The 24,991-nt window shown below is 56.8% G+C and carries 24 protein-coding genes; 9 read left to right on the forward strand and 15 right to left on the reverse strand.

The window, feature by feature from the left end; genetic code table 11:
* Positions 1 to 74: 74 nt before the first annotated feature.
* From HMPREF2975_RS00490 to HMPREF2975_RS00505, 4 genes are all read right to left on the reverse strand, one after another.
* A complete protein-coding gene (locus HMPREF2975_RS00490; RefSeq protein WP_058236283.1) occupies positions 75 to 272 on the reverse strand; it encodes a hypothetical protein in 198 nt (65 codons plus the stop codon).
* Positions 273 to 871: 599 nt separating this feature from the next.
* Positions 872 to 1,822, reverse strand: coding sequence for a carbohydrate ABC transporter permease (locus HMPREF2975_RS00495; RefSeq protein ID WP_070725063.1), 951 nt, complete (start codon positions 1,820 to 1,822; stop codon positions 872 to 874).
* Complete coding sequence (locus HMPREF2975_RS00500) at positions 1,819 to 2,703, reverse strand: carbohydrate ABC transporter permease (RefSeq protein ID WP_058236285.1); 885 nt, start codon at positions 2,701 to 2,703, stop codon at positions 1,819 to 1,821. Before HMPREF2975_RS00500 ends, HMPREF2975_RS00495 begins: the two co-directional genes overlap by 4 nt.
* 8 nt (positions 2,704 to 2,711) lie before the next feature.
* Positions 2,712 to 4,061: an ABC transporter substrate-binding protein gene (locus HMPREF2975_RS00505; protein WP_082628475.1), complete on the reverse strand. Its 1,350-nt coding sequence runs from the start codon at positions 4,059 to 4,061 to the stop codon at positions 2,712 to 2,714.
* Positions 4,062 to 4,246: 185 nt separating this feature from the next.
* Between HMPREF2975_RS00505 and HMPREF2975_RS11855 the strand changes: the two genes are divergently transcribed.
* The 5 genes from HMPREF2975_RS11855 to HMPREF2975_RS00530 all read left to right on the forward strand — a co-directional run bounded on the left by HMPREF2975_RS11855 (position 4,247) and on the right by HMPREF2975_RS00530 (position 9,690).
* Positions 4,247 to 5,290, forward strand: coding sequence for a LacI family DNA-binding transcriptional regulator (locus HMPREF2975_RS11855; protein ID WP_083314310.1), 1,044 nt, complete (start codon positions 4,247 to 4,249; stop codon positions 5,288 to 5,290).
* 52 nt (positions 5,291 to 5,342) lie between these two features.
* Positions 5,343 to 7,283: a glycoside hydrolase family 2 protein gene (locus HMPREF2975_RS00515; protein ID WP_083314311.1), complete on the forward strand. Its 1,941-nt coding sequence runs from the start codon at positions 5,343 to 5,345 to the stop codon at positions 7,281 to 7,283.
* A gap of 338 nt (positions 7,284 to 7,621) precedes the next feature.
* Positions 7,622 to 8,254: a molybdenum cofactor guanylyltransferase gene (locus tag HMPREF2975_RS00520; protein ID WP_070725127.1), complete on the forward strand. Its 633-nt coding sequence runs from the start codon at positions 7,622 to 7,624 to the stop codon at positions 8,252 to 8,254.
* A 95-nt stretch (positions 8,255 to 8,349) separates the two neighbouring features.
* On the forward strand, positions 8,350 to 9,432 hold the full coding sequence (gene moaA, locus HMPREF2975_RS00525; protein WP_227469063.1) for a GTP 3',8-cyclase MoaA: 1,083 nt from the start codon (positions 8,350 to 8,352) through the stop codon (positions 9,430 to 9,432).
* Entirely contained in the window at positions 9,433 to 9,690 is a 258-nt protein-coding gene (locus tag HMPREF2975_RS00530) for a MoaD/ThiS family protein (protein WP_070725067.1), read from the forward strand.
* Positions 9,691 to 9,839: 149 nt separating this feature from the next.
* On the opposite strand, the gene HMPREF2975_RS00535 is transcribed toward HMPREF2975_RS00530, so the two are convergent.
* Positions 9,840 to 10,832: a molybdenum cofactor biosynthesis protein MoaE gene (locus HMPREF2975_RS00535; protein ID WP_083314314.1), complete on the reverse strand. Its 993-nt coding sequence runs from the start codon at positions 10,830 to 10,832 to the stop codon at positions 9,840 to 9,842.
* 151 nt (positions 10,833 to 10,983) lie between these two features.
* On the opposite strand from HMPREF2975_RS00535, the gene HMPREF2975_RS00540 reads away from it, so the two are divergent.
* From HMPREF2975_RS00540 to moaC, 3 genes are read left to right on the forward strand one after another with little or no spacing between them, the layout of a single operon-like run.
* On the forward strand, positions 10,984 to 11,793 hold the full coding sequence (locus tag HMPREF2975_RS00540; protein WP_070725070.1) for a HesA/MoeB/ThiF family protein: 810 nt from the start codon (positions 10,984 to 10,986) through the stop codon (positions 11,791 to 11,793).
* Between the two features lie 49 nt (positions 11,794 to 11,842).
* A complete protein-coding gene (gene glp / locus HMPREF2975_RS00545) occupies positions 11,843 to 13,144 on the forward strand; it encodes a molybdopterin molybdotransferase MoeA (protein WP_058236292.1) in 1,302 nt (433 codons plus the stop codon).
* Complete coding sequence (gene moaC, locus HMPREF2975_RS00550) at positions 13,141 to 13,629, forward strand: cyclic pyranopterin monophosphate synthase MoaC (protein ID WP_058236293.1); 489 nt, start codon at positions 13,141 to 13,143, stop codon at positions 13,627 to 13,629. The genes glp and moaC overlap by 4 nt, the downstream gene beginning before the upstream one ends.
* Before the next feature lie 115 nt (positions 13,630 to 13,744).
* Here moaC and HMPREF2975_RS00555 read toward each other — a convergent pair whose 3' ends face one another.
* From HMPREF2975_RS00555 to HMPREF2975_RS00595, 9 genes are all read right to left on the reverse strand, one after another.
* A complete protein-coding gene (locus HMPREF2975_RS00555) occupies positions 13,745 to 15,313 on the reverse strand; it encodes an ABC transporter permease (RefSeq protein WP_070725072.1) in 1,569 nt (522 codons plus the stop codon).
* Positions 15,314 to 15,377: 64 nt separating this feature from the next.
* Entirely contained in the window at positions 15,378 to 16,226 is an 849-nt protein-coding gene (modA, locus tag HMPREF2975_RS00560) for a molybdate ABC transporter substrate-binding protein (protein ID WP_070725074.1), read from the reverse strand.
* Positions 16,227 to 16,262: 36 nt separating this feature from the next.
* The gene (locus HMPREF2975_RS00565) at positions 16,263 to 16,637 is read right to left on the reverse strand and encodes a TOBE domain-containing protein (protein WP_070725133.1); all 375 of its coding nucleotides are present in this window, start codon (positions 16,635 to 16,637) and stop codon (positions 16,263 to 16,265) included.
* Positions 16,638 to 16,752: 115 nt separating this feature from the next.
* Complete coding sequence (locus HMPREF2975_RS00570; protein ID WP_141757226.1) at positions 16,753 to 17,625, reverse strand: hypothetical protein; 873 nt, start codon at positions 17,623 to 17,625, stop codon at positions 16,753 to 16,755.
* On the reverse strand, positions 17,622 to 18,410 hold the full coding sequence (locus HMPREF2975_RS00575) for a TorD/DmsD family molecular chaperone (protein ID WP_083314315.1): 789 nt from the start codon (positions 18,408 to 18,410) through the stop codon (positions 17,622 to 17,624). The genes HMPREF2975_RS00570 and HMPREF2975_RS00575 overlap by 4 nt, the downstream gene beginning before the upstream one ends.
* Positions 18,314 to 19,096 carry a TorD/DmsD family molecular chaperone gene (locus HMPREF2975_RS00580; RefSeq protein WP_070725079.1) on the reverse strand — a complete coding sequence of 261 codons (783 nt, stop codon included), beginning with the start codon at positions 19,094 to 19,096 and terminating at the stop codon, positions 18,314 to 18,316. Before HMPREF2975_RS00580 ends, HMPREF2975_RS00575 begins: the two co-directional genes overlap by 97 nt.
* A gap of 43 nt (positions 19,097 to 19,139) precedes the next feature.
* Positions 19,140 to 20,288: a dimethyl sulfoxide reductase anchor subunit family protein gene (locus HMPREF2975_RS00585; RefSeq protein WP_070725082.1), complete on the reverse strand. Its 1,149-nt coding sequence runs from the start codon at positions 20,286 to 20,288 to the stop codon at positions 19,140 to 19,142.
* 28 nt (positions 20,289 to 20,316) lie between these two features.
* Complete coding sequence (locus HMPREF2975_RS00590; RefSeq protein ID WP_070725083.1) at positions 20,317 to 21,003, reverse strand: DMSO/selenate family reductase complex B subunit; 687 nt, start codon at positions 21,001 to 21,003, stop codon at positions 20,317 to 20,319.
* Between the two features lie 161 nt (positions 21,004 to 21,164).
* Positions 21,165 to 23,618 carry a DMSO/selenate family reductase complex A subunit gene (locus tag HMPREF2975_RS00595; protein ID WP_070725086.1) on the reverse strand — a complete coding sequence of 818 codons (2,454 nt, stop codon included), beginning with the start codon at positions 23,616 to 23,618 and terminating at the stop codon, positions 21,165 to 21,167.
* A gap of 336 nt (positions 23,619 to 23,954) precedes the next feature.
* On the opposite strand from HMPREF2975_RS00595, the gene HMPREF2975_RS00600 reads away from it, so the two are divergent.
* Entirely contained in the window at positions 23,955 to 24,653 is a 699-nt protein-coding gene (locus HMPREF2975_RS00600) for a TetR/AcrR family transcriptional regulator (protein ID WP_070725088.1), read from the forward strand.
* A 4-nt stretch (positions 24,654 to 24,657) separates the two neighbouring features.
* Here the strand turns inward: HMPREF2975_RS00600 and HMPREF2975_RS00605 are convergent, their stop codons facing one another.
* Entirely contained in the window at positions 24,658 to 24,918 is a 261-nt protein-coding gene (locus tag HMPREF2975_RS00605; protein ID WP_058236302.1) for a DUF6457 domain-containing protein, read from the reverse strand.
* Positions 24,919 to 24,991: the final 73 nt, after the last annotated feature.

A 24,991-nucleotide genomic window follows, 5' to 3' on the forward strand; every position in this document is an offset into this window, starting at 1 on the left:
CCGTATTCGTGAATAAGGTCGCGTACTGTGCTGATGGGCAATAGCGCTGGCGCTGAATGTGAAGCTGCGCAGCGTCAACCATCGTGGCGGGCTTCAATAATCACCATGGCACCTGATTGTTGCCACGAGGTGATCGGACCGTGACGGGAAAGTGACGCCCTATCCAACTCAGCCTCGGTGATGTCAAACGGGACGGCAGCAGTAGCTTCGAACTGAAGTGTTCTGGTTGTGTTGTTACCGGTTGTTGGCAGGAATACACACATCATCGCCATTGCTCTTAATGATGTGTATGGGGATTGTTTCCATGTCCGGTCGAGCTACCGGAGACTTGGCGGGCATGCTGGTGGCCAATCTACAATCTGTTGCGGCGATGGGGATGCCAAGCTGCGCCCTACTAGCGCGAGATGCGTTCGTGATAAATTGTTTGTTAAGAACTATGGAGTATTTATACGAAGACTTCTGGGGCTGATGGGTGCGAAAAATAGGGCCTGCTGCCTGGCGTGCCGGCTGAAATGTTGCCCAAAACCAAGCTGTCAGGCTGATGAGATGTACTGAGAATCTGCGACGCTCCTAGAGGCTGCTCTCCTGCGACGACGTGGCCACGCGCAGACATCCGACACGTGCTTTCGACCTAGGTGCAGCGCCGGTCTAAGTCAGACACAGCACAATGAACTGTGGCTGTTAGCCGGCAACTACCTAGGCGCGCACTTGCTGTGGTTCTTTGCCGTGTTTGGGACTGATTCGTTTAGTCGCAAAATCGTCAGTTAGGCAGGAAGATCAGCAATGAACAACTTAAGTCCCTCGGCTGGAGACTTCAGAACAAGAAGTGGAACCAGGCCCACGACACTTGACAATCTTGCTTGCTTCGTTCCTATTGCCCGCCCATTCCTGTTGTTGCGAATCCTTTGACAATCTGACGTTGGAAAATCATAAATACGATGACAAGAGGCAAGGCGCCTATGACAGCACTAGCCATCCCCTGAGCGTATTGCACGCCATAAGCGTTCTTGACAGTACCCAGACCAACGGGGATCGTCATGAGGTCAGGCGAGTTCGTAATGATAAATGGCCAAAGGAAATTGTTCCAGCATCCAATAAAAACAAAGATGGCCACGGCTACAACAATCGAGCGAGATAGCGGAAGAACCACAGAAGTGAGAATCTTGAAGTTCGAGGCACCATCTAGACGGGCAGCTTCCTCTAGCTCTACGGGCAGCTGATCGAAGAAGTTCTTCATCACGATAACCATTAACGGTGCCACCACTTGTGGCAACGCAACACCTGCCAAGGTGTCTGACAGTCGCATAAACCTCATCTGTTCGAATAGCGGAACAATGAGGATCTGTGGCGGAACCATGATCGCAGCAACTGTCAACGCGAAGAATATCTTTCTACCCGGAAAGTCATGACGAGAAAACACGTACGCTGCTGGAACAGAAACAAGAAGCGTAATGAGGGTGACGGCTGCAGAAACGATGAAGGAATTCCACAACCATAATGGAATATCACCTGCTTTAAACACCGCTATGTAGTTTTCAAAAGTCCATCCTTGCGAAGGCCAGAACTGAAGGGGCGCCGCAGAGGCATCGGTTTCCTTTTTGAAAGACATCTGAAGCGCAAAAAGAATTGGTATGGCCCATGCCAAAGCGGCAATTGCTAGTGCTGCAAAAGCAGAAATTTGCGCTGCCGCAGAATTTCCCAGTGTTAAGGAACGCGCCTTAGAGTTTTCAGAAGACTTAACCAAGCGGGGAGAACGACGCGTCGATGACGTCTGAGATAAATCGTTCATACCAATTTTGTTAGCAGTTTGGGTAGTGCTCATCGTTGCTCCTCTGGTTTGTGATTAACGATGGTGATTTGAATGATTGACACAAGCACGATCAGAGCAAAGAAAACATAAGAAACAGCTGAAGCGTACCCGACGCGGTATCCGCTGAAGCCGACATCATATATGTACTGAATAATCGAACGTGTCGCACCATCTGGTCCACCAGCGGTCATCAGGAAAATCTGATCGAAGACTTTAAGCGATGCAAGAATCTGCAATAGGACGATCATGATTGTTGTCGACTTCATAAGGGGCAGTGTCACTGAGATCAAACGTCTCCATGATCCAGCGCCGTCAACTTGCGCTGCTTCGTAGATTTGATCGGGTATGTTTTGCAGTGCTGACAGGTATAGGAGGAAATTGAATCCTATGGTCCACCACACGGTCGTAAGGGCAATTGACCACATTGCCACTTGTTTGTCGCTGAGCCAGCCGATTTGATCAATTCCCAGATGCTGTAAAAGCCCGTTGATAAATCCAAAGTCATTTGCATACATCACTCCCCACATCGCGGTAACGACAGATACCGGCAGGAGGTACGGAGCGAAGAATGTGAGTCTCCAGAGCCATTGGCCAGGTAAACCTGTGACAACGAGGTAAGCGAGGATGAAGGAGAGCATCACCAGAGGGATGGTCGAAATGAGGGTGAAAAAGATAGTATTACCAAGGCTGGACCACATTTCGGCGCTTGTGAGGGTTTCAATATAATTCTGAAGACCTACGAACTTAACGTTTCGTGAGGCTAGCGATTGGTTCGTGAAGCTCATCCAAATTCCCCAGATAATAGGAGTAATCAGGAAAAGAGTAAATACGACCATATACGGAAGTGCGAACCAAACTGTTCCGCGGGAAGCTAGTTTTGATTGTGTTTTCATGACGATCTTTACTCGGTTGGATTAGGTTGCTGGGCAATTGACGATGCGGTCTCAAGCATTTGCTCGATTACTCGTTTTGGCTCGGTGGTGCCTCGGAATCCTTCAATCAGGTGTTGGCACATGCGATTTTGGAAGTCAGTTCCTGCCCCGGCATACCAGACAGGTGGATCAAAGATCACGGTCTGTGCTGCATCTGCATATTGATTTTGCAGCTCTAGTTTCTGATAGTCCGGCTTTTCCTGAGAAGGCAGATATCCAGGAATGTGGCCGGCTTTGCCCCAGCGGTCGCCCAACTTCAGCATTGCTGCAACGAATTCATAGGTCTTTTGGCGAAGATCGTCAGTCATGCGGCGATTAGTCGGCAAAACGTAGGTATGCGAGTCGGCGTAGTTGGCAGGTTGACCAAACATAGTGGGAGTCGGTGAGGCTGCAAGCGCAGGTACGTTTTCAATGAATCCGTTTAACTCCCAAACCCCGGAGAAAATCAGAGCATTCCTGCCTCCGTTAAAAGCAGATAAAGCTCCGCCATAGTCTTGGTCTTTTGCCATGCACTTGCCGTCCATCCACATGTGAACGGCCTCAACTACTTGGGCCGCTTTGTCAATGTCCAGCTGTGCCCGCTGTCCGGCAGAAAAATCATATCCACCACCGGTTTGGTTATAAAGTCCCCAGAAAAGACGCCATGCTTGCGCAGTGTCGAGTTGGAAACCGAACGCCACGCCCGGGCCACCGATAACCTCACCCAGTTTGACGCCGACTTCATAAAAGGCCTCGGCTGAATCGACCTTGAGTCGTCCATCGGAGCCGAGCACACCGGCCTTGTCTGCGACATCCTGGTCGTAGAAAGTAATAAAAGGATGGGTGTCGAGAGGAATAGCGAACTGCTTGCCTTCGTATGTTCCTGCGCCAAATAGCGCATCAGTAAAGTACTCCGGACCTACGTCAAATTCTTGAAACAGCTTCATGTCCCACGGCTCAATAAGGCCTCCAGGTGCGAAACCAGGCATGCGCGAAACGTGCATGATCGCAGTGCTAGGTGGTGCGCCAGAAGCCGATGCCATCGCCAACTTGGTGTAATAAGGGTTTCCCCAGCTGAGAGTAGTGGGAGCAACGAATAGGCCAGGATGTTCTTGGACGATTGACTCGATCATCGCGCGCGTATTCGCGCCATCCGCTCCGCTGAACAAGTCCCACACGCTCACCGTTACTTTCTGCGATGCTGAAGACGAGCAACCAGAAAGACCGGATGTTAAGCCGAGTGCACTAAGACCCAAACCGAACAAGCCTAAAGCGGAACCCTTTATAAAAGAGCGCCGTGAGATTCCACTGCTAGAAAGCATATTGTCCTGATCATCCACGACCAAACATGCCACCTTCCTGATCAACGTTGATTGGCGGAAAAAGCTGCAATGGGATTGCAGATTGAATTCTCACGTGAGAGTATGGCACTTGACTGCAGTGAGGTCAAATGAAACAGCACCGAGGAGAGTCTGAATGTCGCTCATTGATGAGCGCCTAGAGAACCAGGAGTACCTGCCCTAAAGTGAAAAGAGCAACCATCAAAGACGTGGCAGCGCGCGCAGGTGTGTCGTGGAAAACGGTATCGAATGTCATGCACGGAAGACCATGCGTCAGCCCTGACACCAAAGATCGGGTAATGGCCGCAGTGAAAGATCTCAACTACATTCCGAATTTTTCCGCGCGCGATATTAGAGGTCATGCCACCAGAAGAATAGGGCTTGTAATACCACATTTGACTAACCCATATTTCGCAAGGTTGGCAGAAAAGTTTCATATCATTGCAAATCAAGCAGATTATACTATAGAAATTGAATTGAGTGGACAACATGGTGAAATAGAGCGTCGCTATGTGTTAGGCCAATTATCACGATCAATAGATGCCTTGATTATTTCTCCAACTTTACCCGATACGACGAAGCGTCTAGTAAAACGAGATGATATGCCGGTTGTTCTTCTAGGCGAAGCAGTTACCGATCGTGGGGCAATGCATCACGTATCGATTGACAACGTGGCTAGTGCTGTTGAACTGACAAGGCATCTAATCGGAAAGAATACGCAGAGAGTTGTTTTCTTAGGGGCTCAACATGGTGCGTCGTCCACCGGATCTGAACGCCTCATAGGCGTCGCCGCCGAGTTGGACAAAGCGCAGATTTCTCCTGATAGGAGGTTGTTCGTCTCCAGTGCGGAATGGAGTCGCGAAGAGGGATATCGGTTGACAAAACAATTGATCCAGTCCGAAAAATCCCTGGGGAAAGTTGGAGATGTCGTTATTGGAGGAAATGATCTTCTTGCCCTGGGTGCTATGGATGCATTTCGTGAACAACGCATTCGGGTCGGTGAGACAGTGCGTGTAGCCGGGTGGGACAATATTCCAGAGAGTGAAAGCTCGTTGCCCTCACTTACTACTATTTCTCCTGATTTGGACTCCCTTGCACGTCTTGCATTGTTTCTGGCAGTTGGTGATGACCGATTTCTGGAGAGGGCAAGTTATAGCACGGTTACTGCTGTGGGGCCTGGCATTTCTTTTGTGGTTCAACATGAAATGATCATTAGAGAATCATCGTGAGATAGCTAAAGAATTTCACAATTTGCCGATTGAAATATGAGAGGAATTTGAAATGGTGAATAAGCAGGCTGAGAAAAAAACATCTCTGGATGACGTGCGTGAAAGAGCAAGAAAATTGGCCGCACTTCTAGATGGGCCCGCAGATAAGGAGAGTGGGTCATGTAAGCCTGAACACCCTAGACCTCAGTTTGCTCGGAAGAATTGGGTCAATCTCAATGGTCAATGGGAATTTGAGGTTGACCCTGGAGACTCTGGCCGTGAGCGGGGTTTGCTGGATCGGCAGTTAGCTGATTCTATCGAAGTCCCATTTGCGCCTGAGTCGAAAATGTCGGGAATTGAAAACACTGATTTCTTGAACGCGGTCTGGTATAGAAAAACGCTGACAGTTCCATCCGAATGGAAAGACGATGATATCCGACCGGTTTTGCATTTCGGAGCGGTCGATCACGATACGACGGTTTGGGTTAACGGAGTCGAGGTGGCACGGCATCGGGGCGGCTTTACACCATTCGACGCAGACTTGGATGGTGTGGTTGGTGCCGGTGAAGAGGCGACTGTTGTTGTTCGAGCTCGCGACTTACGCGGCATGCCTCAGGCTCGCGGAAAGCAGGCTACGTGGTATGACTCGACACACTGCCAATACACGCGTACGACAGGAATTTGGCAGACTGTTTGGCTGGAAGGCGTCCCGCGGGAGCATATTAAGTCAGTTAAGGTGTTTCCGAATATGGGAACGCAGAGCTTTGAAGTGACAGCTTCGGTTTCGAGGAGCGTATGTGATGGTCAACTGAAGGTCGTTGTGAGTGAGCCTGAGGGAGACTTTGTCGCGTCGGCCCACGTAGCAGTTGGGAAGGATTTATCTCCAAAAGTCGTAGTGGAGATTCCTGCTGAAAAAGTTCGTATATGGGGACCGGGAGATCCAGAACTATACCGACTGACGATACTGCTGGCAAACGAGGACGGATCGATCAGGGATGAAATTTCGTCGTATTGCGGTCTTCGTTCTATCTCAATTAAGGGCAACGAGTTCCGGATAAATGGGAAGAAGATTTTCCAGAGACTGGTCCTGGACCAGGGATATTGGCCAGATTCCTTGATGACTGCACCGAGTGATGATGCAATTGTCGAAGATATTCAACTGGCTCTTTCTGCCGGGTTTAACGGTGCGCGGCTTCATCAAAAGGTTTTCGAAGAGCGCATGATGTTTTGGGCCGATATGTACGGCTATCTTCTCTGGGGAGAATTCGGGGACTGGGGAGTTTCTGGTCGAGGACCTCTTGGATACAATCAGGAGCCTACTGCGTCGTTCGTTACGCAATGGATTGAAACACTTAACCGGGATATTTCACACCCAAGTATCATCGGATGGTGCCCATTAAATGAGACGCACCAAGTGCTGCATGATCACATCACAGTGCTGGATGATGTCACGCAGGGAATGTACTGGGCCACAAAGCTGGCAGATCCGACTCGCCCCGTGCTTGATGCATCCGGGTATTCGCATAGAGTCCGCGGCGCAGATATCTATGATTCGCATTCTTATGAGCAAGATCCTGCAGCGTTTAAACGTGAACAAGCAGGTTTGAAAGACGGAAAACCGTATGTCAATCGAGTGGTCTTGGAAGACAATACGATGCCCTTTGCAGATGGGCGTTTTTCGATTGATTACGACGGCCAGCCCTTCTTCGTGTCGGAATTTGGCGGCATCTGGTGGAATGAGGAAGAGGCAAGAAATCGACGAGGAAACAACGATCAAGCTGAATCGTGGGGCTACGGAGATAGGGTGAACAGTCTGGAGGAGTTTTACGAACGATTCGAGGGATTAGTACAAGTTCTCAGCTGCGACAGCAACATGTTTGGGTACTGCTACACCCAGCTGACAGATGTTTTCCAAGAGAAAAACGGAATCGTCAATTTCGATCGCACGCCCAAATTCGATCATGAAAAGCTGCGTGCCATTCAAGAAAGAACGGCAGCATATGAAAAAGAGTGAGGCCACCGGAACCTTTGAGGTTATAGAACATTTTCTGTTGCTTTTGAGTTCCACGCGTTGTGGTGGGCGTATCGGGGGACGATCAGTGCCCTGTACTGGAGTGTCCTAGATTTCGCTCTGCTCCTTATGGGGATGCCTGGATGGTGGTACGGCGCTGAGTACATTTTCATGATTGGACGGTGTCCATCTTTGGATTGGTCAGATGACACGCGACCAAGGAGTTTTCCCGGATTGGTCCTCAGCCGGGAAGGTAACATGAACGTGACAGTTCGCAACCCAAAGCCACTACTGAGCCTGCCCGCATGTCCACTGCGCATGGCCAACAAGGGGAGCCCGACATGAGCATGCATCATCTTGCAGGCGTTCTCGTGCTGGCAGGCGGAACCGCAGCCCGCATGGGTGGAGTGTCCAAACCGGACGTGATGGTCGCGGGAAAGAGGCTTCTCGATCATGCGCTTGCCGAAATCAGCCGCACCGCCCCTCGCGCACGCATTGTCGTTGTGGCGCCCCCCGACGTGTCAGTGCCGCCCAGCGTCATTCGCATACTCGAGGATCCGCCTCTTGGCGGGCCGCTGGCCGGTTATGCTGCGGGATTCCATGCGCTCACGATTGACGAGGGCGCCCTCGTGGCATTCATGACGTGTGATGCACCACTGTCGGCGCGATTATTCCCGGCGCTGCTAGAAGCGTTCGAAGCAGAATCATGCGACGGTGCAGTACCGGTTCAGCACACGCCAGAAGGCGACATTCTGCAACTCACCCAGGGAATCTATCGATCCGAATTCCTGCAAGATGTCATGCGCGATCACGTGCGCAATAAGTCCTTGCGGCGAGCGTTTTCAGATGCGCATCTTGTCGGCGTACCGGATCAGTCGCAATGCGGGTTTGACGTGGACACGTGGGAAGAAGTCGCAACGCTCGAAGAATACCTGCTTTCCGATGACGGGCGGGAGGCGCGGTCTGATCTTTGATGCCGAGCAGACTGCCTTAGTTGTGCGCAAAGAGTTCGCTGATCTGCGCTGCTAAACTAGGCTCCTTACACTAGGTGCATTGCGGAGGAGGTTTCTTGAGCATCGCATTGAATATGCCATTGATGCAGGCACGTCTTGATCCGGCAAAGCGCCCGGATGTTCCCGTGTTACTCGATCAGTTTGGGCGAGTCGCCAGAGATCTACGCATCTCGGTAACTGACAGGTGTAATTTGCGATGCCAGTACTGCATGCCTGCAGAAGGTGTGGAGTTTTCTTCCCCTGACCGAATCCTCACAGATGATGAAATCAAACGGATGATCCATATTGGCGTTCAGCAGTGCGGAATAGAAAAAATACGCTTCACCGGCGGCGAGCCGTTGATGCGCCGCAGCCTGGAAGAACTTGTGTCATACGCGGCGAGTTTGTGTACCTGGAAAGGGACGCGGCCAGATCTATCCATGACGACCAATGGTCTGGGCCTGACGCACCGAGCTGAAGCGCTGGCGCGCGCCGGCCTTCAGCGAGTCAACATTTCAATGGATTCGGCGACTCGCCAGGGCTATCGCATGATGACCCGACGGGACCGATTCGATGATGCGGTTCAGGGAGCTGCTGCGGCTGCCCAGGCCGGCCTTCGTCCAGTCAAGTTGAACGCGCTGCTGATGCCGGGTGTGAACGAGGATCAGGCGCCAGAGCTGCTTCGGCATGCGCTGCGTAACGGATACGAACTGCGTTTTATCGAATTCATGCCTCTTGGACCGCGCGGATCGTGGAAGTGTGAAGATATGATCACTCGCGACGACATTCTGGACACATTGCGCCCACACTTTGATTTGGCTCATCGGTCCGATCGGGAACGAGGAGCCTCCCCGGCAGAAGAGTGGGATGTGATGTCAGGTGCCGATCACCCAGGCGGCAGATTCGGCATCATTGCGTCAGTGACACGACCTTTCTGTGGCGAATGTGACCGCACACGCCTGACCGCAGATGGGAATATCCGAACCTGTCTCTTTGCCCGCTCAGAAACTGATGTGCGCACGATGATGCGCACAGGCGCCACCGACGAGGACATCGCGCAGACGTGGCGACTTGCCATGTGGGGTAAACAACCGGGTCACGGGATCAATGACCCAGACTTCTTGAAACCGCGCCGCCCCATGAGCGCGATCGGAGGATAAATGACTCGAGCTCACGTCACGTATTTCGCTGGTGCAGCAGAAGCAGCTGGCACGCGCACCGAAACCGTTGACGTGCCGCAGTCAATAGACGCGGCCGAATTGCGGGCCTGCTTAGCCGTAGGAAAGTCAGTGCATTTTGCAGACCTCGTCGGGGTGTGTGCTCTGATTATCGACGGTCAGACCATCAGCGAGGCGGAGCGTTGTCAGCTCGGAGACAACGTCCAGATCGAAGTGTTGCCACCATTTGCCGGCGGATAATTCTGACTCCGCGCCACGGGCGGAGCTGTTGGCGCACGCACGCCGTCAGGATTCCGGTAGCACAAGACTTCGCGCCACGTGCGCAGCTGTTGGATAGGGCGAGGACGGGACCTGTGCGTCACGCGCGCAGCCTTTGCACCCTACATTCCCTACGCGCTGCCCGTCCACTCGTGTGAGCCGTCGACAAACTCCTGCTTTTTCCACACCGGCAACTCGGCTTTGACCTGTTCAACCGCACTTTCCAGCAGGGCGAACGCCTCGCGCCGGTGCGCCGCCGACGCCGCAGCCGCAAATGCCACGTCACCCACCTCAAGGTGACCGTAGCGATGCTGAATCGCCAGCTTGATCGCACCTGACCCGTGCGCACATCTTCGGGCAATCCGTTCAATCACTATGCCGGCATCGGGATGCGCTTCATAGTCAATCGACACCACGCCCTTGCCGTCATCATGGTTGCGCACCCGGCCGTCAAAAAGAACCACGGCACCTGCTTGAGAATCGCGCACCGCTTCCTGCAACGCGGTCACATCTATAGGCTGATCCGTGACTTCTGCGATCACAACGCGCGCATCTGAACCGTCGCTGACCCCGCGGCTCTGGATCGCATGGGTGGCACGCTGATGAGCCGACTGGCCGATCTGCTCGGCGGGCGCCGTGTGGTCAGCGTCAGCAAGTTGCTCGGTGATGTGCGAGATCAGCGGGCCGACTACGGCCACAGCATCGCGCACTCCGCCCGTTGACCCAGGAGCGTTGACAACGAAAGCGCGCCGCCCCTCACACTCGATGACGCCTGACACCCCGCGTGACAACGCGGCAGCTGGAACCTCCGGATTGGAACGCAAAGCCGCCTCGACGCCCTCGGCCCGCTTCGACAACAGTGGCATGGTCGCCTCGGGAGTGACGTCACGCGTGGAAAAGCCTGTGCCGCCCGTGGTGAACACGACGTTGGCTCCGCCGGCAACAGCATCCCTGATCGCGGCGGTAATTGCGTCAGCGTCGTCAGGGACGATGACCACACCGCTGACTTGCGCATATTCGCTCAGCAATTTCTGTGCGAGCGGCCCGGAACGGTCGGTTCGCACTCCGGCCGCAGACCTGTCAGATATCGTGACCACCGCAACATGAGGCATGAAGGCAATCATACTCACGCGCCTCGAAGCGGCCAACAACCCGTCCGTCGGGCACCGCTGCTCCGCGTTTTCTTACGCGCATGTCCGAGGGCGACTGGTCTGACACGGTAAGCGTTGCAGCGCCAGTTCATCAGCAATTCGACTCGCGTACAGTAGGTGGGTGATGATCACAGCGCTTGGAAGAGCCGGCACGGCACTGACCGACGAACAACGCGAACGCTATGCGCGCCCGATGTTGCTCGACGGCATGGGAGAAGAAGGCCAGCGCCGACTGCTGGGCACGTCGGTTTTGGTGATCGGGGCCGGAGGGCTCGGCTCGCCGGTGCTGATGTATCTGGCAGGTGCCGGCATTGGTCACATCGGCATCGTGGATTCCGATGTACTGGATACGTCGAATCTGCATCGCCAGGTCATTCACTCCATGAGCGAGCTCGGACAAGCGAAAACAGACAGTGCAGCGCGACGGATCGCTGATCTCAATCCGGACGTGGACGTGACGTGTTACCACCTGCGCCTGACGGCTGAAAATGTTGATGACCTGTTCGAGCCATTCGACATCATTGTTGACGCCACGGACAATTTCGCCACCCGTTACCTTATCGACGCGGCGGCCACACGCTTGGGTAAACCTGAAGTGTGGGGATCCGTGCTGGGAGCTGCCGGGCAAGTCTCAACCTTCTGGAGCGGTCCTGCTGCGCGTACAGCGGGCGTACCCGTCGAGGTTCGCCTCACTGACCTGTATGCGTGCGCGCCGCGAGAAGACGTGGTCCCAGAGGGAGCGAGCTCGCCTGTCATCGGTCCGATTACCGGGATGGTCGGATCCCTTATGGTAGGAGAGGTGACTAAACTTGCCGCCGGATACGGGCAGCTCCTGCTGGGACGTGTCGCGTTCATCGACACAGCTGCGGGGCAACTACGGGACATGACATTTAAGTGGCGGACTTCAACGCGCATCTCCGGTCACCCGGAGTAAGCCTGAAATGCCGTAAGGAACCGCACGCGCAGAAGAAAGGAACAAGCAGATGAAAGACGTTGCCGATCATTATCGCGACGTGGTGGCCTTGGGCGAGCCTCTTCCGGAAAGTACTGTTCCCATCGACGAAGCTCTGGGGCGAGTTCTGGTTGAGGACATCCGCGCACGCTTCGCCGTCCCACCGTTCACAAACTCCGCGATGGACGGTTTTGCCGTGCGTGCTGACGAGGTACGCGAGGGCCACGCACTGCGTGTCTCAGACGATATTCCCGCCGGCCGCACTGATATTCCAGTTCTTCCCGCGTGCTGCGCCATACGCATCATGACAGGTGCGCCGATGCCGGAGGGCGCCGACGCGGTGATCCCGGTTGAAAACACACAGGACGCCGGAGCCAACATGGCGCCAGATCCGCCCGCCCGGATTGTTCCAACCGCGACAGTTCCTGCAGGCGCAAATGTGCGCAGACGCGGTGAGGACATCAACGAGGGCGACCTGCTCTATCCTTCAGGAACGCACCTGACCGCAGCTCACCTGTCCGCCCTCGTCTCTGTGGGATACGGGCAGGTGGCGGTACGTTCACAGGTGCGTGTCGGAGTGATCACGACGGGGGAGGAGCTGCGCGAGGCTGGAGCTGACCTTGCCCTCGGGCAGATCCCGGACTCCAACTCAATCCTGCTGGCAGGCATGGTCCGTGAAGCCGGTGCGGTGCCGTTGGTCCGCGCATTCCACGCCGATACAGTGGAAGATTTCATGAGGGATCTGCAGGATATCCTCGACCAGGTTGACCTGCTCATCACGGCAGGCGGCGTTTCGGCTGGCGCGTTTGACGTGGTCAAAGCCGCTTTGCGGGCATACGGCGTGGAGTTCGTGAAGGTGGGGATGCAGCCGGGTAAGCCCCAGGGATGTGGTGTGCTCGAGCCTGCGGGTCATTCTGCGCGCCGCATCCCGATTCTGTGCCTGCCTGGCAATCCCGTCAGCGTTTTCGTCTCCTGGCACCTGTTTGCCGTGCCGCTGATGCGCGCGCTCGCCGGTGAGCCTCCCGTCGATTTTGATGCACTGTTTACCACGGTTCGCGCAGGTACCGGTTGGTCACGCAAACCTGGCCGCGTACAGTTCCTTCCGGTCACTGCCCGCGAGCGGAAAGTTACGATTGGGGAGTGCAACAGGGACGAGCGTGGCACTGTCGCACCTGATGGCGTGCTGATCTACCCGTCCAGCCACGGCGGCTCGAAGTCTCATTTTGTGGCCTCCCTTGCCGGTGCAGCCGCTCTGGCGCGCGTGCCGGCTGAACGTGCGAAGGTGGAGGCTGGCGATCTGGTTGATGTGATGTGGTTAGGGAGGGCGCGATGAAACTGACGCATCTGAATGAAGACGGCAGTGCTTTCATGGTGGACGTCACCGCCAAGAAGCCAACCGTTCGAGAAGCAACAGCTATTGGCGAGGTTGAGTGCTCACCGAAGATCATGCAGACGCTGCGCGACGGAACCGTCCCCAAGGGCGATGTGCTGGCAGTGGCGCGCATTGCGGGAATCGCGGCGGCAAAGAAGGTGCCTGACTTGCTGCCGTTGGCTCATGTCATCGGCGTGCACGGCTGCGAAGTGGATCTTGAACTGGGCGCGGACCGGGTGCTGATTCGCGCAACGGTCCGAACTGCAGATCGCACGGGAGTGGAGATGGAGGCGCTTACCGCTGTTTCGGTGGCCGCATTGGCGATTATTGACATGGTGAAAGGCGTTGATCGTTCAGCCAGAATCACCAACTGCCAGATCATCCACAAGGCTGGCGGGCGGTCGGGCGACTGGTATCGCCCCGGATTTGAGCCTGACGCTGGCTGAACGATAGTCGCTGGGTCGTGCGCCAGGCAGCTAGCCGCTGACCCGATGGACGTTCAAGCAATGGCCGGACGCCAGTTGGCTGGGTAATGGAGGGTCCAACGCCCCGGCTGGATGCTCAGGAAGCGGAGTCGACCGATTCTGCACGATCGACACGGCCGTGGCGAATCAGCACGTTGAAATCAGCGAGCTGTTCGGCATCCTCTGGATCATGCGTTACCAGCACGCCGGTAAAGGGAGAGGTGCGCATGCGGCGTTCCAGCTCAGTGCGCACCGACTGCGCTGACCGCTCATCCAGCCCGGCCATTGGCTCATCGAGCAGCACAATGTCCGGATCCAACGCCATGGCGCGGGCAATGGCAGCCCGCTGAGCCTGGCCTCCCGACAGCTGCGTGGAACGACGATCCGCCAGTCCATCCATTCGCACCGCCCGCAGCTCAGCCATTGCGCGCCTGCGTGCATCGGCGCGCGACGCTCCGCACGAACCCAACCCGAACTCCACGTTCTTGAGCACACTCATATGTGGGAACAGCAACGGTTTTTGCTGCAGTAGGACGATCCTGGGTGACGGCTGCGAGAACGTGACTCCACCGCTGGACGCAGTCACTGTGCCAGAAATCAGCCCCAGCAGCGTCGATTTGCCTGAACCGTTCGGCCCCATGACGGCCGTCATCTGACCGCTGGGAATGTGCACCTTCAGCATTACTCCACGTTGAGCCACTTCCGCATCGACATCGATGTCCGTGCTCGATGAGGGACGCGCAGCAGTGGCAGTGGTCGAATCCACCTTGGAGTGGTCAACGCTGTCCGTCTTGTTTTCGTCGGGAAGGGGAGTGTCGAGGGCATCCTCGTCAATTCGCTGCGCGTGATCGCTGTATGGTTTCCGCTCGGTTGCAGGGCGGACACCGGGAAGGTGCACAGCGAGGAGATTCGCTCCGAACAGAATGACGATTGCCATGGTGAGAAGGACGACTGACAGGGCGAGCGCTTCTTCTGTGGAGGACTGACGCTGCAGGTAAATGGCGAGCGGCATGGTTTGGGTGGTGCCCTGCAGCGAGCCTGCGAATGTGATCGTCGCACCGAATTCGCCCAGCGCGCGAGAGAATGACATGGCAGCTGCTGACAGGATCGACGGGAACATGACGGGCAAGGTGACGTGGAAGAACGTACGGGTACGCGAGGCGCCGAGCGCGCGGGCGGCTTCGTCGTATTCGTTTCCACGGGTGCGGATCGCACCCTCAAGAGAGGAGATGAGGAACGGCATGGCGACGAAGGTCTGCGCCATGACAACCGCGATGGAGGTGAAGCCGATTTCGATGCCGATCACCGACAGGTGCTGGCCGAGCAGGCCACGCCGCCCCCAGGTGAGCAGCAGCGCCAAGCCAGCCACCACCGGCGGCAACATCATCGGCAGGGTGACGATTGTGCGCAGCAACCGCGTCCACCACACATCCGGCAGATTCGCCAGGACGAATGCGAGGGGAACGCCCAGACACACGCACAGCGCGACCGATACTCCGCACGTTTTCAGTGACAGCCAGAGGGCATCCTGAGAAATATCAGTGGAAATGAAGCGGCCAAAATCAGTCCACGGCGTCTGAACAAAGATCGTGAGCAGCGGGAATACCAGGAACAGTGCGGCCAGGATCCCCGGTGCCGTCAGCCACGGCGCGTATTTCAGTTTCACGAATGCCCCTTACGTGAGTGTGGCCCGCCGAAGCGGGTCACACATGGATGTCGGTATGTACTGCTTACTTCGTAGTCGGAGCAGTGAATCCGTAGGCGTCGAGGACCTGCTGACCCTTGTCGGAGAGGATGAAGTCGATGAACGCCTGTCCGCCTTCCTTGTTCTTCGCACTCTTCGTCAGAGCCACGCGGTAATCGTTGACAACCTGATCGGCATTCTCGATCTCAATGACGTCAACCTTGTCTGATGACATGGCATCGGTCTTGTACACGAGTCCGGCATCAGCTTCACCGGTTTCAACCTTGGCGAGCGTGTCGCCTACGTTCTGCTCCTCGGACACGGCCTGGAAAGTGACGCCGTTCTTTTCAGCCAGAGTCTTGGTGGCGTTGCCGCATGGGACGCCCTCGGCGCACACCACGAGCTTCTTACCTTCGAGCGCCTCGGTAGTGAAGCCTTCGACCTGGCCGGGGTTGCCCTTGGGAACCACCATGACCAGCGTGTTGGTGGCGTAGGAGGCATCAGCTTCGACGTCGCCATTTTCAGCGGCCTTGTCCATGTTCTTTTGGTCGGCGGTGAACAATGCGTCGGCGGGGGAGCCCTGGTGAATCTGGTCGACCAGGTTCTGCGAGCCGTCAAAGCTGAACGTCACTTTCGAGCCTGGGTTCTCCGCCTCGAACGCTTCACCGAGTTCGGTGAAGGACTTCGTCAGAGATTTTGCGGCGAAAATAGTGATGTCACCGTAGTTCTGACCCTCTGACGCGGAAGCGGCCTCGGAGCTTTGCGAAGTTTCTGACTGAAGGGCAGCTGCGGGTTCGGACTGCTCAGATTCTGTTGAGCCGCCACCGGAGCATCCTGCCAGTGCACATGCTGCCGTTGCCAGCAGCGCAAAGCTGGTACCAGATTTGCGAAGCATTGTTCATCCTTTCATTGCGGCATGGCCGCGAGCGAGTTACGTAACGATCGCGACGTTCGTTGCTTTGATCTGCGCACGCGCGATGACGCCAGGTTTCAAATCGAGGTCTCGTACTGCCTCGGTTGAAATCAGTGACACGACTCGAAAGGGGCCACACTGCATGACGACCTGGCTCATGACTTTGTCTGATTCGACTTCCAGAACCAGGCCTTTGAGTAGGTTACGGCTCGACGCCGTGTGGCTACCTGACAGGTTGTTAGTGGACATCAAATAACGCGCCAACGACTCGCCCGTGATCTCACGGGGTGACGAGCCTTCGGCTGATTCGATGCGTCCATCGTCAATCCATCGACGGATCGTGTCGTCAGAGACTCCCAACAGCTCTGACACTTCCGAGATACGATAATTCATCTTCATCATCCTAACGGGTAATAGCGGAACTATCTCGTCACTAATGCCGCATTTGCGGAAGCGGTACGGCAAACCCCCGCAGTGTGGGACTCTACAGGCTAGACGACCATGCGGCTCAGATGCCGCGCAACTGCGTGCGCACGTCCTCAGGGAAGGTTCCCCACACGTCGCGAGGAATCGCGGCATCAAAGGGATGCGCCATGCGGAATGTGCACAGCGCGCACAGAACGCCCTCCGACGCGGGATGCAAGTTGTGGCATTTTGTGCATGGCGTCAGGTCAGTCTGCTCGCGTCGCTGTTCGTCAGCTTCGAAAGGTGCGAGAAGCGCCGCGCCCTGCTCGTCCTGAGTGGTGTGCGCGGGACAGTAATGGACAGCGACCTGGCATGCCGGACACAGCGCCGAAAAATCGTGGAACGCCTGAGAGGCATCGATGCCTGCGGACTGGTTGACCTGACAGTGAACGACCTGAGCCGAACACGTCGAACAGCGCAGCATGTGCACCCGGTCGGTATCGGCGAATACCGCGGGCCGGACGATGGCGCGCTGGTCAGCCAACTCATGGAAAGCTTCGAAGCTTCTCCACTCGTTGCTTGCTGAGATTGTCAGCGCCGAATCCGAGGGCACAGGAAGCAGGGCACGTCGGGGCATCTGCACGTGTGCCATCCAAGTGACACGTGGACGATGGGCTGCGCGTCGGGGAGTCTTATAGGCGCCGAGCAGGTCACCGAAAATGTTGCGCAAATGCTTCAAAGTATCCTGGCACTGCGATGGGTGCTCCGAACAGGGGACGAAGTGAACAGCCTTGGCACCTTGGACCAGCAGCTGTGCTGTATCAGAAGCGGTCACGGTGTGTAGGCAGCTATCCCACACTAGGGCCGCATCTCCAGAGCTGATCGGGGGAACCGCCTCATGGTCACACACCAGCACCAGGCGGTGCGCCGGATCGAAGGCGCCGAGCCACCGCAGCACCGCCTGCATCGCGCTCATGAGATGTCGGTTTCGCTGGAAGTCGCCTGGCCTGGATCCGCGTGCACGGCAAAATCGGCGAGCGCCACGCTTTCCTTGAGCATCCCAGTGAGCAGAAGAGCCGCCGCACGATACGTCGCAGTTGCGCACTGTGTGCGGATCCCGTGAATGACACGCGCTGCAAGTGGGCCCAGGTGGTGATCGAGAAAATCGCCGAGACTGTGAGCCTGCTGCGCGCATGCGGCGGCTTCGCGCGTGCGCCACGCCAGGGCAAGAGCAGTCGCCAGGTGCCCGGCGAAGGCGATCTCCACGCCCACGTGATCAAGAGGCACATCGCGCAACATGACGGTCGGGAATTCGTGGCGGGCATATAAAGCGTCGAGGTCTGCGCACGCATTACGCTGCGCCAGCCCCGCAGCGCGTTCCGTCATCGGGATGGGGCCGCCAAAGCCCAGAACCAGCAGATACTCATCGCGAATCTGGCGGGCACTCTCATCGGCAGTGGCAAGTTGTCGTGCCGCTTCCAGTGAGTCGTCATCTCGCAGCGGCCACAACCGCAGCATCTCGGGGTTCGCAACGTTATGCAGAACGCCTGTCTCGGGTGTGGATGCGAAGAGCATCGACAAAACGGAGGCGGCTGTGCCCACTCGTGTGCCCCGGCTGATCACATCGGATGCGTCAGGCGCGCTCAACGGATCGAATGCGGTCATCACAGGTCGCTCAGCCAACTGTGTGAGGCGGAGTGCGACGGTGCCGGCTGAATCTTCACCGGCACCGGGCCACCGCTTCGCTGTGCGTCCTGGCATGCAGTCAGGTCACCCTCGTGCAGGGCAGCCTCATTCGGCACATAGCGTTCGAGAGGATGACCGTCATCTTCAAGAGCCTGTTTCCACTGCTCGAGCGTGCCACCGGTCAGCTCGATCAGGCCGCGTACCCAACGTGTCCGGGCAAGCTCGACCGCACTTTCCAGCATCTGAGGCGCCCACTGTAGCAGGTGCGTGTACGTAAAAGATGCGGCAAGGACGAGGGCGTCTTCTGCCTGATCACTGTCGCCCTGTTCAAGGTGATCGAGTACGACCAGCAGCGCTTTTGATATGAAGTCGAGCTCAAGACCGATGTGGTCATCGGGTTCTTTGCCCAGTCGTGGCGCCTCATAGCCCAGAGCCGCGTAATACTGACGCACCTGCAAAGTCTCCACGCCAAAGATCAGGCCGTCAGTGCCGCGGTGAACAGACTCGTAGGGTGGGATCTGTGCACGCGCGGAGATGCCGTAGAGCGCATCCTGATCCGACCAACGCGAATACTCATCTTCGTTACAGCTGGTACGCAGCAGGTCAATACCCGTTGCTGAAGCGCCGCTGGCAGGCAGCGGCCAGTCGCTGAGCATGCCTTGAATGCTGCGTGCCGTCGTGTCGCGCGCCGGCACGCGGTGCAGAGCGCCAAGTACGGAAAAGGCGGCGCTGAAAGCGTCGAGTGAATCAGTATCAAGCATCAGTGTCTTATCGTGGATGAATCAGCGTGTCGGATACGTCATGTTATCCGAAGACGGTGTTGATTCCGACTCGGACGAGCCCTTCGTAGTGCAGACCGCGGCCGAGTAGCTCGGTCAGAACGGCCAGGACGAAAGCTCCGGCAAGCAGCCACACCAGCGGCTTGGACGGGCTGGTTGCCTTTTCCAATTGTTTGCGCACAACCAGCACAATCAGCACGACCACAACGGCCAGTGACACCAGGCGCATTGCGAGGTATCCGTGTGAGGCAATGTGGTGAGCGACGGTGCGTTCCACTTCGCTGCCTAATCCCAGAGACGTCATGTAGAAGGGGTAGGCGACCATCAGGACGATCCCGGCAATGGCTGCGATCGCGGTGGACAGGCGCATGGAACGCTGCGCAAGTGTCACGGTTTCATCGGAGAGCTGGCCGTCAGGGAACACGCCACGTTTGACGATATCCAGCACCTTGGTCACCAGGCCTGTCTTCTTGCCGGCGCGAGCCTGTGGCGCTGGCTGCGTGGCTGAAGAATTCGGTGAAGCGTCGGTGATGGGTGAGTCGCCTTCGTCAATGAGGACGGACGAAGTGCCGGCGTAAGCACCTGCACGAGCTGGCTCGCGGACTTGCTTGCGTGCGGGGGCGGCGTTGCCGGACTGCATACTCCATGCGATGAACAAGGCTAGCGCAACAGCGAGGGAGCCGGTAAAGAACGCTGAGGAGAAGAAGGAAACCCACGTGAAGATGTTGTGCCAGGCGGGAACCGTTTCGGTGAAGTAGTAGACACCCGTCATAGAGATGATCAGAGCCAGACCGGCAAGTGCGGTCAGTCCTGCGAGGGTGTCGCGGGCAGTGCGGCTGAGGATGTTGAACCATTGAGCGATCGCGAAACAGGCGCCGAGACCGGCGTACAGAACCCCGGAGATGAGTTCGCGCGAGAGCCACGAGGATCCGATATGGAGCAGTGTGAAGGGCGCATGGAAGGGATCATTGAGGTGGAAGAACGCCGCGAAGAAACCGAGAAGCAACAGTGGGCCGGCCGCATACATGCCGGCATTCGTGATGCGGTCAATCGTGGTGTTACTCATGCCTGAGCGCCGTCCGATCAACTGAATGAGGCCGAGAATCCAGAATGCTCCGACCGACATTTGAGCCACGACAGTAAATATGATCATGGGGAGTTCGCCGATGTGCATGATGCTCCTTCGTGCCGATGTAACGGGTCTAGATCTCTTCAGGATTCTGGATCATACCGGTGCCTTCATCCCACTTTTGGGCATCACGGTGCGGTTTGATGACCAGGTGCGGTTTCGTGATCGACGGATCCGGCAGGGGTGCGATACCTGATTCGGACCCGAACTCCTTGCGCAGAGCTTCGATCGGTCCCCATCCGAGCGCGCGGGTCGGGCAGGCGTCGACACATGCCGGGTTCTGACCCTGCTCGCGGTAGTCATAGCACAGGTCGCACTTGGACATGTGACCGGTGCGTGAATCGAGCTGCGGCGCGCCGTAGGGGCATGCCCATTGGCAGTATCGGCATCCCACGCACTTGCTCTGATCAACGTAGACGGTGCCGTCGTCGCGTCGGCTCATCGCAGTGGTGGGGCATACGCGCATACAGATCGGGTTCTCGCAGTGGTTGCACGAGATGGAGGTGTAGTAGCTGAATACGTTGGGCGTGAACGTGCCGTCCTGCTCGTTGGTGCTCCACGTGCCACCGGTGTATTCGATCACGCGGCGCCAGTTCATGCCGACAGGCAGGTCATGTTTGTCCTTGCATGCGATCTGGCAGGCTTTGCACCCATTGCACATGTTCTGATCGAAAAAGAATCCGTAACCGGCGTCCTTTTGCGTCAACGGCTGATCAACCGTGTCGTGCCTGCCTGGCTGTGGGATCGCGTCCTGATCCATCGGTCCTCCTCGTGGCGATCTGTTCAGTACTGAACGGTCAAGTCTGTGAAAATCTGTGGTTGGCGGGTCGTGGGGCTTGTGCGGAGCCGCCGCTTATACGGGCAGCCTCACGGGCGTTGTCGAAGCCGGCTTCGCGAATGGCAGCGTCACGTCCATGTGCCTCACACCTTCTCCACTTGTGCAAGATTCGTGTGCTGACCGTTGCCCTTTGATAGGGGAGTGGGGTGTTGAGATGTCAGAACGTTGACTGCACCGCCGTGATCCACACCGTTCTCGTCCCATTCAACCCATGCACCCTGCGGAACAGAGACAACGCCTGGTGCGATGCGCGCTGAAACGAACGCCTGCGTCTGGATTGTGCCGCGATCGTTGAAGATGCGGATCTGGTCGCCGTTTGCGATCCCTCGTTTGCGGGCATCCTGAATATTGATCCATGCCTTTTGCGGGTGAGCCTCGCGGTTCTTCGACAGGTTGCCGTACGTCGAGTGCGTACGTGACTTGTAGTGGTGTCCAATGACCTGCAGCGGATACTTCTTGTTGGTGCGCGCCTCCTCGACGCCCTCACGAGTGGGGACGTATTCGGGGATCGGAGTCAGTCGGTCACCGGGTAGTGGATCGGGGAACTCCCACGTCTTGGCCATCTCGGCCAGCTGGCTGGAATACAGTTCGATCTTGCCCGACGGCGTCTCCAGCGGATTGGCCTCCGGATCTTCGCGGAACTCCTTGAGGGGCACCACATGTTCGTCGGGGTTATAGCGGTAGACGCGCATGTCGCGCAGTTCGTCGAAGGTCGGGAACTGCGGCTGATCCTTGCGTGTCATCTCGTGAACGTCACGCGCCCAGTCTTCCGTGGTTTTCTTGCCGTGCGCGAACTCTTCACCAATACCCATACGTTCGGCGATCTCCGTGGTCACCTCGATCGAGCTGCGAGCTTCATACAGCGGGTCGATAGCCTGTTCGACCATAATTTCGTAGGCGAGCTCACCGGTGTATTCGCTGGGAACCAGATCCCATCGTTCAGCGGTGGTGGTATCAGGCAGCACCAGGTCGCACAGTTTCATCGACGCTGTCATCTGGTTATCCATCCCGACGATGAACTCGCACTTGGTGTCATCGTCAAGGATTTCCCGCGTGCGATTGATGTCGCCGTGCTGCGAGGAGAGCATGTTGGAGCCGTACACCACCATGAACTTGATGCCGACATCGAGCTTGTCTTTGCCGTGCACACCATCTTTGAGAGCCGTCATCTCCGGTCCGTGGTCAATCGCGTCGGTCCACTTGTAGCAGCTGATCGACGTTTCCACCGGGTTCGTCCCGTCGTCAAGCCACTGGGACAGTGGCCAGTAATAACCGTCACGCCCGCCGGTACCGCCGCCGGGAATACCGACGTTGCCGGTCACGCAGGCCAGCAGATAAATCGAGTTCGCCTGGTTTTCACCATTGGCGTGGCGTTGCGGACCCCACCCCTGGTTGATGTTGACGGGCGTGGAAGTGGCCACCTCACGTGCAAACTTGCGGATGGTGTCGGCCGGGATCCCCGTAATCTGTGCGGCCCACTCCGGAGTCTTTTCAATCCCGTCTTCGCCTTTGCCTTCCACATACGAACGGTAGGAGGCGTTCTTCGGGGCGCCCTCGGGCATGTGCTGTTCGTCGAACCCGATGCAGTACTTGTCGAGGAAAGCCTGGTCGTGCAGGTTTTCGGACAGCATGACGTGCACCATTGCAGCGACGAGGGCGGCGTCGGTTCCGGGACGGATCGGGATCCACTGATCCGCAATCAGGGAGGCTGTATCGGAGTAGCGCGGATCAACCACGATGATCTTCACGCCAGCTTTCTTCGCACGCGTTGCCGTGTAGGCGATGCCGCCGCCTGACATTCGTGTTTCCAGAGGATTGTTGCCCCAGAACACGATGAGTTTGGAATTGTCGATGCAATCTTCGATCGAGTTGGAGATCTGCTCATCGGGTGAACCGTACACGTACCTTGTGCACTGAGAAATCTGCAGGTAGGAGTAGTTTCCGTAGTAGTTCAGGTGGCCGCCAAGCAGATTGAACAGGCGGTGCCAGCCTCCCGAATAAGCGACGAGGGCGTTCCACACTCCTGATCCATAGTTCTTGTAGATCGCTTCGGGGCCGTAGGTGTCATAGGTGTAGCGCAGTTTCTCAACGATCAGGTCGATGGCTTCGTCCCAGCTGATGGCTTTGAACTCGCCGTCGGAGCGCTTGGCTCCCACGCGCAGCAGCGGTGTCTTGATACGGTCGGGGTTGTAGATACGCTCACGCATGTTGCGGCCGCGCACACATGCCAGGATATTGCGGTTCATCAGTGTCTCGTCGCCGGTGTTGTCCGGCAGGACGCGAACGACCGTGCCGTCCTTGACCTGGAGGCGTAGTGGGCAGCGCGAACCGCAGTTGACGATGCATGCCGACGAAACTGTCTTGTCGACATCCAGGCGTCCCGTGCCGTTGGGGACGAGTGTGCCTGAATCGTCTGTGTGGGAGTACTGCACGTTGGAGTTTGAACATCCCACTAGACCGACGCTGGCCCCAGCGATTGCCGACCACTGCAGGAACGAACGTCGGGACGGTCCCGACGCGGTCTTGACTGCTTTCACTGCAACCCCTTTGTCTCACTAGCTGACACCTGTCAAATAACGAATAATCCAATTATGCCTGAAGACTGCGAAATGCCTGATAAGACGCCATTCGAAGTGATGAATATGATGGCATCTGTGTTGCATAAATGGCGGGGCGTTTCCTAGGTGTTTTTCGGCGTGTGTAACCCCCGACGAAGTGGTCCCCGTTGACGCCATTACCGACATGGCGGACCACGGAGTACTTGATCGCCTTGCCGCTCCTGCTGAGCGCATCAACCCATGTTGTCGGGAATTGTGTATGGTCACTTAAAAGCGCCTGATGCGCAATCAGGACCGAGGTGCCAAGGAGGATGCGTGAGCGCTACTGGTCGTGCTTCAAAACAGCGCAGTCCTGAAGAAGACCCTCGCTATCAGCGCACCCGCGCTGCTCTAGTTCACGCAGTCGTCGAGCTGGCTCGCACCACTCCTGCGGACAAGATTACGGTTTCAGAGCTGACAGCACGCGCCGGCGTCGCGCGGCAAACCTTCTACAAGCATGCGCCCACACCAGCTGACCTGCTGGCGAATTATCTGATTGACCAGCTCCAGCCTGATTTCGCCGACCTCGCCACTTTGCTGTCGTCGGTGACACAGGATCCGCGCCAACGCCTGACTGACGTGTATGTGCGGATGATGAGCACAATCAGCCAACAGCCCGAGATCTATCAGAAGATTTTCGCCACCAACGCGCCTTCGGTTGTGCGCTCACTGTTCGCGCAGCGTCTGGAAGAAGTTTTCAGCCAGTATGTGACCGATTTTGCGCAACGCCTGGAATGGAACGCGTCGCAACTGTGGATCGAAATGGCTGTTTCCCAGCAGCTTCACAACATGATGGCGATGATTACGGCGTGGCTGCGCACAGGAATGACGGCGAACGCTCAGGAAGTGGTCGCCACGTATCTGACGCTTGCACCGCCGTGGCAGCTGGTGCATTTCTCGGAAAGCGGGAAAGCGCCCATGCCGCGTCGCGGATTCATCGACGAAACGGCGTCGAAAGCTGAGGACGAAACCTGAGACCTTACTTCATCTGCCAGGTGTCGGCCTGCTCGGCAACCGCGCGCGCAGCCTCAGCTGCATCCACGCCGAGTTTTCCGGCAGCGTATCCGACCAGGAAATTCGTCAGCGGAGCACCTGGACGGCTCGGCCCGTGTGCAACACTGCTGGTCATATCCAGCAAAGCCTCCTGAGCACCAGGAAGCGGGTTGTCTTCAATTTTGAGGGACTCAGCGACGTCCTTCAACCAGGCCGCCATTTCAGGGCTCTTTGCAGCGTCTGCCATGTCATCTCCTCCAGTAGCGGATGCCGATCAGTCGGCACCGATTCAATTGCTCAGTGCGCCATGTGTGACCTAC

It is taken from the genome of Actinomyces sp. HMSC065F12 (assembly GCF_001814535.1).
Taxonomy (GTDB): domain Bacteria; phylum Actinomycetota; class Actinomycetes; order Actinomycetales; family Actinomycetaceae; genus Pauljensenia; species Pauljensenia radingae_A.